Origin of the sequence: Tigheibacillus halophilus (genome assembly GCF_042683165.1) — a bacterium.
Lineage (GTDB): Bacteria > Bacillota > Bacilli > Bacillales > Amphibacillaceae > Tigheibacillus > Tigheibacillus halophilus.
Genome location: NZ_JBHUIZ010000014.1, coordinates 204,256 through 217,641, shown reverse-complemented (window position 1 = coordinate 217,641; position 13,386 = coordinate 204,256). Strand labels below are relative to the sequence as shown.

Below are 13,386 nucleotides of genomic sequence, written 5' to 3'. Positions count from 1 at the left end.
AAAAACAATTTTTCTATTACTTATGGTACACATATAGGAAAATATACCTATGTACGATATAATGCAGATGAGGAGGTCAAATGTTGTGAAAGCATGCCAATACTGAAACGAAAAGGGGTTATCTCATGGAAATGACGGTTCCAATTTTTTTCTTTTTAGTTGGTTTGATAGTCGGATCTTTTTTCAATGTTGTTGGGTTGCGTTCTCCCAAAAAAGAAAATTATATAAAGGGCCGGTCATATTGTCCGGATTGTAACAGCGATCTCTCTTGGTATGAGCTTATTCCAGTCATTTCTTTTTTGCTGCAAAAGGGAACTTGCAGACATTGTAACAGTAAAATTTCCTCGATTTATCCTGCCACCGAGCTATTGACAGGCTTTTTATTTATGTATAGCTTCCTGATCATCGGATGGCAAATGGAATTGGCAGTGGCATTATTTTTCATCTCTATGCTCATGATTATTTTTGTTTCAGATCTCAAGTATATGGTTATTGAGAATAAAGTTCTGTTATTTTTTTTGCCTATATTTATTTTATTGCGCAGCATGCAGCCGCTCGAGACATGGTGGACCGCTATGGGCGGTGCGCTCTTGGGTGCGGGGATTGTTTTTATGATCATCTTCCTCAGTGGGGGTGGTATGGGAGCCGGAGATATGAAGCTGTTTGGTGTTATAGGGATTGTACTAGGGACGAAATTGGTTTTGTTTGCTTTTTTTCTGTCCTGTGTGATTGGAGCTGTTTTTGGAATAGCGTTGATTATGCTGAAGGTGGTGCAACGGAAACAGCCTGTTCCTTTCGGGCCTTATATTATATCAGGGAGCCTTGTCAGCTATTTTTATGGAAATGAAATCTTAAACTGGTATTTTTTTACCTTTTATGGATAAGCAGGAATAACGTGGTTCATACAAAACAAACATGCACTCAATGTGTCAGACAAAGAGTGCATCTGAATGTTTCGGGTAAATAAAGTTAAGATTTTTAGTTCAGTATATCTTCGAGAATTTCTGCATACTTCTCCAAATATTCCTGATCCTTTTCATCGAAGCGATCAGTTTCCGGACTGTCGATATCTAGTACGCCGAATAATTTATCGTCAACAATCAACGGAATGACGATTTCTGATTTGCTTGCCCCATCACAATAAATGTGATTCGGGAACTTTTCTACATCCGCTACACGAAGTGTTTTACGCTCTGCGACAGCTGTACCGCATACACCTTTCCCATAACCGATACGAACACAAGCAGGGAGACCTTGAAAAGGGCCAAGAACTAACTCGTTTTCTGTTTCTTTCCAAATATAGAAGCCAACCCAGTTCACATCGTGCAGAAATTGAAACAACAATGCAGATGCATTGGCTAAATTGGCAACTGGATCTTTCTCATCTTCTGTGATGGCTTTTAGCTGTTTCAGCACAAGCTCATAATTTTGTGTTTTCTCTTTTGTGTAAGCTAATTTTTCAAACATTCGATCACGACCTTTCTTTTTGGTTGCTGGCAGAGTTGGATTGGACTATAATCACATACGTTCAACAGATTATCGTTTCGATTAAACGCAGCTTGTCGAAAAAAATCATATTCGTTTTTGTTGTAAGAAATTGTCGACAAAAAAATGCAGGACTTTTACGCTTCCATGTCGTATTTGTCATATAAGTACGTATTGGTAAGTATTTAGCCAAGCAGAAAACCGATATAGCAAGCTCTGCATGATTTCGAATAACCTTTTTTTCTTTGCAAGAGCTTCATGAAAAGTACCTACAAGGAGTTGTGCGATTCATGCAAAATAATACAACAAAAGAAAAAATTATGCACGCGGCAAGTGCGTTGTTTTTCCAAAAAGGGTTCAGCGGCACGTCCGTAAGGGACATTGCTGATAAAGCTTCTGTCAACGTTTCTGCAATTAGCTATCATTTTAAAGGAAAGCAGGGTTTGCTGGAATATGCCATTACACATTACTATGAGGCATATTTCGTTGAGATTGAAAAAACACTGCGGAAGAATGAAGCCTTGTCGGCGTTGGACAAGCTGAAGGAGCTTATTTTCGCTATTATACAATATAAATACCAAAACCATCAATTTTCTTATTTCATCCACCGCGAATTATCGTTTGATTCGATATTTGTCAGGGAAATTGTTGTAACATATCTTGCAAAGGAAAATCATTTGCTTTCTGAAACATTTCTTGAAGCGATGCAGGGTAAATATCATGTCAATAAAAGGCATTTTCTTTTCATGCAGCTAAAAGGGATGCTAATGACTCCTTTTATGTTTCACAGTGAAACCCAGAATCAAATGATCGGATCTTATTCTACTGAAAATTTCGTGAGACATTATACGGAAGTGATAAATGAATGGCTTGATTTTAGTGTAAGGGAGTTGACTGTCAAATGAGGAGGCAGCATCGTTTTGTCATAAAAAAGACCGTTGGCAAGCGGTATTGCTGACTGCCATTCTCATCATAAAGAACGAAAAGGCCATTTTTTGCCTGATATTTTAATGGATGCTTTAAAAAAATGTCAGGAAATGAATTATTCTGTTGGAATATAGCGCAAAATGCTTAAAAACATGGTAATATAAATAGTATACTTTTAAATGAGATGCAAAGAAAATGCAAGAATAAATAAACTAGTTATAAAAAGAAAGTGGAAATTGGATCGGGAGGCTTCATCGTATGGGATACATAGTCGGCGCCATTCTTCTTATTATTACATTACTTATTATCGGCCTTATTTTGAGAAAGAAAATTTATGACGAAGTGGACAGACAGGATGAGTGGAAGCTGGACATCATGAATCGGAATGTCGCTGCGGAAATTTCTCGCATCAAAAAGTTGAATTTATCGGGCGAAACCCAGGATAAATTTGAAGATTGGAAACAGCAGTGGGAAAATATCATTACAAAGAAAATGGCCGACATCGAGGAAAATCTTTTGGAGGCAGAGGAAGCAGCCGACCGTTATCGGTTCTCCAAAGCGAAAAAAGTTTTAAGGAATACAGATGAACGGCTTTCCTCCATAGAAAAGGAAATTGAAAACATATTAAATGAACTGGAACAATTGATGGAAACGGAAAAGAGCAGCCGCGAAGACGCTGAGCAAGCAGCGCCTGGCATCCATGCATTAAAAAAGAAACTGTCTCAAAATCGTTACCAATACGGCAAAGCTGAATCTGTGTTCGAGCAAAGGTTGAAACAGCTGGACAAACAGCTCGATATGTACAACGGGCTGGCTGGAGATGGCAACTATATGGAAGCGAAAGACTTGATGGAGGAACTGAAAAACGATCTGGAAGCTCTGCAAGAGGTAGTAGATGTTTTTCCAGAAATATACCGCGCCTGCAAGCATGATTTACCGAGCCAGCTTTCAGAACTGAAAAACGGCTTGAAAGAAATGAAAAATGAAGGTTTTGTTATAGAACATCTTGGTTTTGAAGAGGAAATGAAAGAGTTTGAAAAGAAATTAGACCACTTGATTGGAGAGTTGGATAACGGGGAAATTACAGCGTCCCAAAAGTTTATCCCAGAGCTTGATGAACGTCTGAAGGAAATATATCAGGCGCTTGAAGACGAAGCAGTTGCAAAAGGTTATGTCACTGCTAACCTACCTGGATACGAATCATCTCTTGAAGAAACTGCCGCGGCGTTTGCCGAGACAAAAAGTGAAGTGGAACTGCTGGCCAGGGCGTACTATATTTCTGATGGAGATATGGAAAAGTACCGGGAACTGGATAAACAAATCAATCGACTGCAAAAACAATATGAAATGATTTCAAATCAACTGGAAGAAAATAATTCTTCCAATTTGGAGATCAGGGAGCAAATAGAAAGTGGTTTTTCCCAGTTGAAAGCAATCAAGGAAAAACATAATGATTTTAAAAAACATATGGAAAATATTCGTGGAGATGAAATGAAAGCAAGAGAGCAGCTTTCACAGCTCCGAGAGCAAATTCATGTGACATATCGCAGGTTGAAAAAAAGTAATATTCCTGGTGTCCCCGGTTTTATTTACAGCTCGATTGAAAAATCAACACAGCAGGTAGACCAGGTTTTGCAAGCATTGGAACGACAGCCGCTAGATATGGCTCAAGTCCAGGCTGCATTGGAACAGGCAAAAAAAGCTAATGATCATTTGGTTGAACAGACAGACATGATACTTGATCAGGCGTATTACACGGAACGGGTCATTCAGTACGCTAACCGCTATAGAAGCAGGTATCCGCAGTTAGCAAGCGAATTGAAGGAATCGGAGCGATTATTCCGTTCCTACGAGTACGAACTTGCTTTGGAAAAGGCAGCGCGAGCAGTTGAAGAAATCGAGCCAGGTGCATTGAAAAAAATCGAACAATATCAGGAAATGAATGCTTGAAGGGCAAAAGTTATATGACCGATGACTTTTGCAATATATTTAAAAGGCTGTCTTGCAGAAGAACGGATCTTTTGCGGCCAGCCTTGTATTGTTTTTATCCATTCTTTGAAAGAGGAGTATCAGCAAGATGATTTATTTGGACAACAGTGCTACAACAAAACCTGATAAGGCAGTTTTGAACAGTTTTATGCAAGTCTCAGAGCGTTTTTATGCTAACCCGTCTTCGATTCATCAGTTTGGGGGCGAATCGGAGAAATTACTCTACAAGGCAAGAACGCAAGCAGCACGGCTATTGGAAGTGGATGCTGAGGAAGTTATTTTCACTTCCGGAGGAACAGAAGGAAACAATATGGCAATTAAAGGTATTGCACACCAGCACCGAAATCGCGGCAAACACATCATAACGAGTGAAATTGAACATCCATCTGTGTATGATGCATGCAAAAGCCTTGAAAAGGAAGGGTATGACATCACCTATGTTCCGGTAAACAAAAACGGTTGCGTTGCGGTTGAAGATGTGGAGAAATCAATTCGTGAGGATACGATTTTAATCAGCATCATGCATGTGAATAATGAGATTGGTTCCATACAGCCGATCCAATCCATCGGCGAGATGGCCAATAGATATCCTAAATTGCTTTTTCATGTGGATAATGTGCAAGGTTTTGGCAAAATACCGCTGAATTTAAAGGCTTGTAAAATCGATTTCGCCACAATCTCAGCACATAAGATACACGGTTTGAGAGGAAATGGCATTGTGTATATGAATAAATCGAAACGGATTGCGCCATTATTGGATGGCGGTGGACAGGAAAATGCCAAAAGGCCAGGAACAGAAAACCTTGCCGGAATAGTATCCATGGTCAAGGCAATGCGACTGATTAAAACACGGGAACAAAGAGCTTTGCCCGCTTTACAAGAAGTAGGGCAATATTTACGTAAAGGGCTGAAGTCGATAGATAAAGTTTTTATCAATTCTCCTGAGCCACCGATAGGCGCACCGCATATTGTCAATTTTTCCATTCCCGGATTGAAACCGGAAGTTGTAATTCATACGCTTGGTGAAGAAGATATTTTTATTTCAACAAAATCGGCATGCTCTTCAAAACATATGGATGACAGCCGTATTGTATCAGCTTGTGGTTTTGATGGGGAGCGTTCAAAGTCGGCAATGCGGGTAAGTCTTTCATATGAAAATACAAAAGCAGAAATTGACACTCTTTTAAAACATTTGCAGCAGGCAGTGTCATATTTAACGGAAGTAATGGGGTAGATAATGATGGAATTTGATCATATTTTAATTCGTTATGGCGAATTGGCATTAAAAGGGAAAAACCAAAAAAAATTTCTTGTTCAATTGCAGCAAAATATTAGACGCAAGCTGAAACAATTTCCACGGGTTTCCGTACAGCGTTCACAAGGGCGGATGTTCATTGTTTTGCATGGTGAGGATCCGTATCCCATCATGGATATTTGTAAAACCGTCTTCGGTATTCATAGCTTAAGTTTAGCAATCAAAACTGAAAATGACTTGGCTGCCATCAAAGAGGCGGCACTTTATGCATTGCAGTCGGCAGCAGCACCTCGATCATTCAAGGTTTCTGTCAAAAGAATCCATAAGGGGTTTCCTATTCACTCTCAAGAAATGAATCAGATACTCGGTGGCCATTTACTATCGAATTCTTCAAACGTGAAAGTGGATGTACACCGGCCGGACGTGACCGTAAAGGTTGAAATCAGAGCAGAAGCTACTTATATCACTTCCAGCGCAATGGAGGGGGCTGGCGGCCTGCCAGTTGGCACCGCCGGAAAAACCTTGCTTATGCTGTCAGGTGGAATCGACAGCCCTGTTGCAGGATTTTTGACGATGAAAAGGGGAGTGGACATTGAGGCTGTCCATTTTCATTCACCACCGTTCACAAGCGAACGGGCTAAACAGAAAGTCATTGATCTGGCCGAAAAGTTGACAGCCTATGGACATCGCATCAAAATTCATATGGTTCCTTTTACGAAATTGCAGCAAAAGATTTTTCAAGACACACCAAATGGATATAGTATGACAGTCATGCGCAGGGCGATGTTTCGTATTAGTGAAGCAATATGCCGTGAGAATAACATTCTTTCCATTACCACTGGAGAAAATCTCGGTCAAGTTGCTAGCCAAACAATGGAAAGTATGCACGCGATCAATGAGGTGACCAATTATCCGATATTGCGGCCGCTCATTTCTATGGATAAACGGGAAATCATCCGAATTTCGGAACAAATTGCGACCTATGATATATCCATTCGGCCGTACGAAGATTGCTGTACTATCTTTGTGCCAAAAGCACCGAAAACGAAACCGAAACGAGACCGGGCCAGTTACTATGAAGAAAAATTGGATTATAATGAAATGATTAAAGAAGCACTGGATCATGTAGAGACTGTCATAGTTGAGAGTAATAAAGAAGTGACCAGCGATGAATTTGAAGATTTGCTGTAACAAAAACTATTTTCAGGCTATGTAAAAGGCAAGACTTACCAATTGTTTTCATGCATGTAAAATCGCCTCCTGACACATTCTATAAGTACCAAGGAGGTGATTGATTATGGCAAGTAACAATTCAAACCAATTGGTAGTGGCTGGTGCACAGCAAGCACTGGATCAAATGAAAACTGAGATCGCTCAGGAATTTGGTGTACAGCTTGGTGCTGATACGACTTCCCGTGCCAATGGATCTGTTGGTGGAGAAATCACAAAGCGACTCGTATCCATGGCTGAACAACAGTTTGGTGGATCTATGCAAAGCTAATTAAACAAAAAACATGGCTAGAGGCTGTCTGGTAACAGACAGCCTCTTTCATTTTCACAAAAATGTGCGTTTCACGCGGTTCCAATAAGAATTGTTTTTTAATTTGACAGTTTTAACTACCTTATCGGAAAGCGTCACCTTTATTTTTTTTATATTTTGTATCGAATAAGCTTCATTGTCTAGACCAATGACGGGGTAATCCTTCTCATGTTCGTCAAGAGCCAGTGTCAGCATACGTTCTTTACCTAAAATGAATGAAGAACCAAGTGTACGGTATTTGTTATTATTCAATGACGCGATCTCTGACACTTGATAACAACCGAGCAGTGGATCTACGACTGCTCCCATGGTGGATTTACTATACCCAGTACTGCCTGTAGGTGTAGAAACGATCAGTCCGTCGCCGCGGAAAGTTTCAAAATGCAAATCGTCGATCAATACATCGATATTGATCGTTTTAATAATGGAGGAGCGGATGCTTAATTCATTCAAACAATGAAAGCTGGTTTCATTCACCAAAACATCGATGACAGGAAAACGCCTCACTTCCAGCTCTTCATTTTGCAAGGTTTCCAGCATTTCATCGAAATTATCCATGTTGAAGTCGCAATACAGACCCGAAAGATCTTTCTCGGTAATCCCCGCGTATAGACAATCCTGCCTAAAACCTGTTTTTCTGACAGCTTGTAAAAAAGCGCCATCCCCGCCTACGCTGATAATGATATTAGCATCAGCTGCTTGTTCCACCATCCTATAGTCATTCTGTTCAGCAAGTTCTATCAAAGGCTGAAGTTTTTCAACGTCTTTATGTGGATTGTAAAAGTATATTTTATTTCTTTTCTGCATCACTATCACTGCCTTTTTATATAATCAATTCAATTCTATACTATCATTTTTGGCTAAAGATGCCGAACAGTATGCAAAAAAATGTCTGTCACCAATACAAGCTTTGGATTCAATTCAGGATAAATTAGTAAATTTTGGCTAAAACTAAATCAATGAAATTGCTGGCCGGTTCAGGGGGGACATACATGCTTCTTGTTTTTGGAATCATTTTGGTTTTGATTTCCATAATTGTGCTCGTATTCGTATTGCTGTCACATGTGCATATCCATATCCAGTACAAATACGCCAATTTGGTTTTCGTCTGGGAAATAACTATGCGTTTTTATGGAATGGAAATAAGGCATTATGAAGGATCCAGTGAATCTGGTGAAGATGAAAAATACCTAGCCGAACTGATTCATAATGCTCTAAATCAGTCGGATTTTCACTCGTTATTTACTGAAATGAAACGAAAAATAAACAAATATTATTTGCTTTTAAACGCACTCTTACCAAAAGTGCGAGTAAGGAAATTATATTGGCAGACAAAATTTGGTACAGGCGATGCGTGCAGTACAGGGATATTGGCAGGGGTATTGTGGAGTATGAAAGGGAGTGCGGGAGCTTTCATCCAGGAGAAATGCAACGTGGAAAAACAGCCGCAAATTGGTATCAGCCCATATTTTCAAACACGAGGTTTGCAGTCCGAATTAGATTGCATTGCTACGATAAAAATGGGGAAAGCTATACGCATGAGAAAACAATTCAAGCAGATCATGATGCAACAACAATCTGGATAATCAAGGAGGAATTATAGTGGACGAACATCCGATACAAGGTTTAATGACTACTACGATGGAGAATTTAAAAGAAATGATCGATGTTAATACGATCGTTGGTGATCCGGTAGAAACTCCAGACGGCAGTATAATCATACCTGTTTCCAAACTGGGATTCGGGTTTGCTGCGGGAGGCACAGAATTTAATAACAGCGATTCTGGTTCGGATTCAGAATCCGGAGAGGCGACACTGCCTTTCGGTGGTGGAAGCGGCGGCGGAGTTTCTGTCACGCCAATCGCCTTCCTCATTGTCAATTCCAAAGGCGTAAAGATGGTACACCTGAATGAAAATGTCCATATTTATGAAAAAATGATAGACTTTGCTCCAAAAGCAGTTGAAAAGATCCAGCAAATCATCAAAGAGTCAGGGAATAAACAAACGCCGCAAAAGCAGAGTGAAGTAAAAGGAAAACCGCGTATGAAACATAAAGAAATTAATGATGAGAACGTAGATGATGACTGGGACAGCAATTACATGATCTAAAAATGTCAAATTGGTTACAATCAGAGTCTTTGGCTAAGAAAAAATGGGCGATTTATTGGACATGGTCCGTAAAATTCTTCATAATGGATATGTAGAAGCAATAGATATGGGGAGGAATGATCTGAGTGGCAAATGTAACATTCAATCATGAGCCTGTTACACTGGAAGGGCCTGAATTAAAAACTGGTGATAAAGCTCCTGATTTCACTGCTGTATCTAATGAATTGAAAGATGTATCGCTTCATGATTTCAAAGGAAAAGTAAAATTGATCAGTGTCGTACCATCAGTGGATACTGGTGTATGTTCCGAGCAAACAAAACGTTTCAATGAAGAAGCGGATAAATTGGATAATGTGCAAATCATTACAATTAGCATGGACCTGCCGTTTGCACAAGGGCGTTTTTGTGCGGCAAACGGTATCAGCCATTTGGAAATATTGTCTGATCATCGAGATGCCGATTTTGGCAAAAAATATGGTGTGCTGATGAAGGAACTTCGTCTTTTAGCACGAGCTATTTTCGTTGTCGATTCCGATGACAATATTACTTATGCGGAATACGTAAGTGAAGTGACAGACCATCCTGATTATGATTTGGCGTTATCAGAAGCAAAAAAAGCCAAATAAGAAAAAATGCAAAAAGGTTTTAAGCCCTCTCTCTCTTCAGGTCTTTTTGAAGAGAGAGTTTTGCTGTGTAACTGGAGGTGCGGAATGGAAAAAACGAATGTAGAAAAACTGTACGAATGGCTCAATGAGGCAGTAATGACAATTAACATGCACGAAGATGCGCCATACTTGGACAATCTGGCAATGGCTATTAATGTGTTGTTCTATCATGATACCCAAAATTTAAACAATGATATTGTCAAAAAGAAACTGCAGACAGCGTTGGAAAACATCCAATTGGAACAATATGATAAAATGGAGAAGAGCAAAGCGGTGCAATTAGCCATTCTGACTGGCATGAAACAATCCACACAGCAACAGCACATGATGACCCCTGAAACTGTCTCACTACTTACGGGTTACCTTGCAAGTAAACTGATGGCTGGTCATGAGAAAATCAGGATTTTTGACCCGGTATCAGGTACTGGAAGTTTGTTGTGCACTGTCATAGATCAGTTGCAAAACCCCGTTGAGGCTTACGCGAGTGAAGTAGATCCAACGCTGATACAATTAGCAAATGGCAGTGCTAATCTATTGGAAAAAGAAATTGAATTCTTCCATCAAGACAGTTTGCGTCCACTTTTGCTGGATCCAGTTGATCTGGTTGTGGCTGATTTGCCGGTAGGATATTACCCTGATGATGTAACAGCTGCAGCATATCATTTAAAATCCGATGAGGGACACTCTTATTCCCACCATCTATTGATAGAGCAATCCATCAACTATGTCAAAGAAGCAGGATACTTGATTTTTGTTATTCCAAATTTCCTGTTTGACAGTGACCAAGCAGACAAATTGCGTGGTTACTTGCTGGAACATGCACATATCATCGGGCTTTTGCAATTACCCGAGACTGCTTTTAAGTCAAAAAACAATGCAAAAAGCATTTTAATTCTGCAAAAGAAAAGTGAGAAAAGCAAGGAGCCAAAACAGCCCTTGCTCGTCAATCTGCCTTCTTTCAAAAACGCCAGAGCGATGGAAGATATTATGAATCAAATCAACACTTGGTTCACTGGCTTCAAACAAAATTGAGCGGCAGATTGCTTTCGTCTTTAAGAGGAGTTGGTATTATGAGAAACATCCTGGCTATCAATGCTGGCAGTTCGTCATTAAAATTTCAGCTGATACAAATGCCGGAGGAAAAAGTCTGTGCCAAAGGGCTCGTGGAAAGAATCGGCTTGCCGGACTCTATTTTTACATTAGAATTTAATGGAGAAAAAAATAAACAAACTGGTGATATTGAAAATCATCAAATAGCAGTACAAATGCTGCTCAACCAATTGACCGCTTCTGGCGTCATCCATTCATTGGAAGAAATTGACGCAGTGGGCCACCGAGTAGTTCACGGAGGAGAAAGATTTAATGATTCCGTATTAATTACTGAGGAAGTCATGGAAGAAATAAATAAATTATCTGATTTGGCACCCCTGCATAACCCTGCAAACTTGACAGGCATAATGGCTTTCAAAGAGGTGCTGCCAAATGTTCCGATGGTTGCTGTATTTGATACCGCTTTTCATCAAACTATGCCGGAAATGTCTTATCTTTACAGCCTGCCATACTCCTATTACGAAAAATATGGCATTCGTAAATATGGTTTTCACGGAACATCACATAAATATGTTTCGCAGCGGGCTTCCGAACTGCTGGGAGTGCCTTTGGAACAGCTGCGTCTGATTTCGTGCCATTTAGGAAACGGGGCGAGCATCGCTGCAATAGAGGGGGGGAAATCCATCGATACATCGATGGGATTCACCCCATTGGCAGGAGTGACAATGGGAACGAGATCAGGAAATATTGATCCTGCGTTGATTCCTTATATCATGGAAAAGACTGGGCAAAGTGCTGAAGAAGTCATTGAGGTGTTAAACAAACAGAGTGGTATGCTCGCTTTATCCGGATTTTCAAGTGATTTACGCGATATCCAGGAACAAGCGGACACAAACGATCGGGCGGAATTGGCGTTGAATGTTTTTGCCAACCGTATTCATAAATACTTGGGTTCCTATGCTGCAAAAATGTCGGGGGTGGATGCGATTATCTTTACGGCAGGTGTTGGCGAGAACAGTATTACAATCCGGGAAAAAGTTTTGACTGGCTTGGAATTCATGGGAATATACTGGGATCCGAAATTGAACCAGGTAAGAGGAAAAGAAGCCTTTATCAATTACCCGCACTCTCCGGTGAAAGTTATCGTCATTCCAACGAATGAAGAAGTGATGATTGCCAGGGATACTGTAACTCATGCCTTTGGATAAAGTAAATGAAGGAGCGGGGATGCGTTTATGGCGATGAAAGAGCATAAGAAACAAAAACACCAGGCTCACTGTGTGGTTATTACCGTAAGTGATACGCGAACAAATGATACGGATAAAAGCGGCAATATCATCTCTTCGCTGCTGACTTCTTCCGGGCATCGTGTGGTGAACAGAATCATTGTGCCTGATGAATTGGTGGAAATTAAGCAATCTCTGCATACATGCTGCGAAGATCCTAGGGTAAATGCCGTCGTCGTAAATGGCGGCACAGGGGTCGCCAAAAGAGATGTGACAATAGAAGCTGTCGAAAGTTTGCTGGAAAAAGAAATGCCTGGATTCGGAGAACTATTCAGACTTATCAGCTACCAAGAGGATATTGGTTCTGCCGCCATTTTATCCAGAGCAATTGCAGGCATTCATAATCACACTGTCATTTTTTCTGTGCCGGGCTCTTCCGGTGCGGTTAAACTGGCTATGGAACGCTTGATACTCCCTGAGGTATCACATGTTTTGCATGAACTGCAAAAAAACTAGAGGGCAACACATGCCAAAAAGTAAAGGGCTGATTCATCGGGATTGAATATCTGATGGATCAGCCCTTTTTCTGTTATTATATTCTTTATGAGCGTACGACGAGCACGTCGCAATTTGCATAACGTGTAATACTTTCGGAAACACTTCCAATCAAAAACCTTTCTACTGCATTCATTCCTGTCGCCCCGCATATAATTAGATCCGCATCATAATCTTTAGCAATATCTTTTGGGATTTTTACTTTCGGGGATCCGAATTCGATTGTTTTTTCTACTTGCGCGACCTCGGCCTGTTTTGCTTTTACTTCATAATCTTCAAGCAGTTCTTTGGCATACTGCTCAGCCCGCTCTCCAAGTGTCCTGTCATATGCTTCAATTGTTGCAAAAGAACGAGAATCGACAACATGTGCCAGGATGAGGCGTGCCTGGTTACGTTTTGCTATTTCCAGCGCTTTTTTAAAAGCAATCTCAGCTTCTTCTGATCCATCCACTGCAACGACAATATTTTGATAATGAGCATTCATTGCTGATTCCTCCTCGGTTTATTAGGATAAATGCTGTTTATATGGCTGGTAAAAGTATACAGGGCAAATGCCGGCTAAAAGGCACATACTAATCATGCCTG

At 40.4% G+C, this 13,386-nt stretch carries 15 protein-coding genes; 12 read left to right on the top strand and 3 right to left on the bottom strand.

The window, feature by feature from the left end:
- Positions 1–125: 125 nt before the first annotated feature.
- Positions 126–884: a prepilin peptidase gene (locus ACFSMW_RS15705; protein ID WP_390357222.1), complete on the top strand. Its 759-nt coding sequence runs from the start codon at positions 126–128 to the stop codon at positions 882–884.
- Positions 885–978: 94 nt separating this feature from the next.
- Here the strand turns inward: ACFSMW_RS15705 and ACFSMW_RS15700 are convergent, their stop codons facing one another.
- Entirely contained in the window at positions 979–1,467 is a 489-nt protein-coding gene (locus ACFSMW_RS15700) for a GAF domain-containing protein (protein ID WP_390357220.1), read from the bottom strand.
- Between the two features lie 308 nt (positions 1,468–1,775).
- On the opposite strand from ACFSMW_RS15700, the gene refZ reads away from it, so the two are divergent.
- The 5 genes from refZ (at position 1,776) to ACFSMW_RS15675 (ending at position 7,157) form a co-directional block, all read left to right on the top strand.
- Positions 1,776–2,390: a forespore capture DNA-binding protein RefZ gene (gene refZ, locus ACFSMW_RS15695; RefSeq protein WP_390357218.1), complete on the top strand. Its 615-nt coding sequence runs from the start codon at positions 1,776–1,778 to the stop codon at positions 2,388–2,390.
- A 280-nt stretch (positions 2,391–2,670) separates the two neighbouring features.
- Entirely contained in the window at positions 2,671–4,362 is a 1,692-nt protein-coding gene (gene ezrA / locus ACFSMW_RS15690) for a septation ring formation regulator EzrA (RefSeq protein WP_390357216.1), read from the top strand.
- A gap of 127 nt (positions 4,363–4,489) precedes the next feature.
- Positions 4,490–5,635, top strand: coding sequence for a cysteine desulfurase family protein (locus ACFSMW_RS15685; RefSeq protein ID WP_390357215.1), 1,146 nt, complete (start codon positions 4,490–4,492; stop codon positions 5,633–5,635).
- A 6-nt stretch (positions 5,636–5,641) separates the two neighbouring features.
- Entirely contained in the window at positions 5,642–6,847 is a 1,206-nt protein-coding gene (thiI, locus tag ACFSMW_RS15680; protein WP_390357280.1) for a tRNA uracil 4-sulfurtransferase ThiI, read from the top strand.
- A gap of 106 nt (positions 6,848–6,953) precedes the next feature.
- Positions 6,954–7,157, top strand: coding sequence for a small, acid-soluble spore protein, alpha/beta type (locus ACFSMW_RS15675; protein WP_390357213.1), 204 nt, complete (start codon positions 6,954–6,956; stop codon positions 7,155–7,157).
- A gap of 54 nt (positions 7,158–7,211) precedes the next feature.
- On the opposite strand, the gene ACFSMW_RS15670 is transcribed toward ACFSMW_RS15675, so the two are convergent.
- Positions 7,212–8,003 carry an NAD kinase gene (locus tag ACFSMW_RS15670; RefSeq protein ID WP_390357279.1) on the bottom strand — a complete coding sequence of 264 codons (792 nt, stop codon included), beginning with the start codon at positions 8,001–8,003 and terminating at the stop codon, positions 7,212–7,214.
- 185 nt (positions 8,004–8,188) lie between these two features.
- Between ACFSMW_RS15670 and ACFSMW_RS15665 the strand changes: the two genes are divergently transcribed.
- From ACFSMW_RS15665 to ACFSMW_RS15640, 6 genes are all read left to right on the top strand, one after another.
- Complete coding sequence (locus ACFSMW_RS15665; RefSeq protein WP_390357211.1) at positions 8,189–8,782, top strand: DUF2953 domain-containing protein; 594 nt, start codon at positions 8,189–8,191, stop codon at positions 8,780–8,782.
- A gap of 16 nt (positions 8,783–8,798) precedes the next feature.
- Positions 8,799–9,305: a GerW family sporulation protein gene (ytfJ, locus tag ACFSMW_RS15660; protein WP_390357209.1), complete on the top strand. Its 507-nt coding sequence runs from the start codon at positions 8,799–8,801 to the stop codon at positions 9,303–9,305.
- A 125-nt stretch (positions 9,306–9,430) separates the two neighbouring features.
- The gene (gene tpx, locus ACFSMW_RS15655; RefSeq protein WP_390357207.1) at positions 9,431–9,931 is read left to right on the top strand and encodes a thiol peroxidase; all 501 of its coding nucleotides are present in this window, start codon (positions 9,431–9,433) and stop codon (positions 9,929–9,931) included.
- Between the two features lie 84 nt (positions 9,932–10,015).
- Complete coding sequence (locus ACFSMW_RS15650; RefSeq protein WP_390357205.1) at positions 10,016–11,002, top strand: class I SAM-dependent methyltransferase; 987 nt, start codon at positions 10,016–10,018, stop codon at positions 11,000–11,002.
- A gap of 38 nt (positions 11,003–11,040) precedes the next feature.
- Positions 11,041–12,228, top strand: a complete 1,188-nt coding sequence (locus ACFSMW_RS15645) for an acetate kinase (protein WP_390357203.1) — start codon at positions 11,041–11,043, stop codon at positions 12,226–12,228.
- A gap of 27 nt (positions 12,229–12,255) precedes the next feature.
- On the top strand, positions 12,256–12,762 hold the full coding sequence (locus ACFSMW_RS15640; protein WP_390357201.1) for a MogA/MoaB family molybdenum cofactor biosynthesis protein: 507 nt from the start codon (positions 12,256–12,258) through the stop codon (positions 12,760–12,762).
- A gap of 85 nt (positions 12,763–12,847) precedes the next feature.
- Here ACFSMW_RS15640 and ACFSMW_RS15635 read toward each other — a convergent pair whose 3' ends face one another.
- Positions 12,848–13,285: a universal stress protein gene (locus ACFSMW_RS15635; RefSeq protein ID WP_390357199.1), complete on the bottom strand. Its 438-nt coding sequence runs from the start codon at positions 13,283–13,285 to the stop codon at positions 12,848–12,850.
- Positions 13,286–13,386 lie beyond the last annotated feature (101 nt).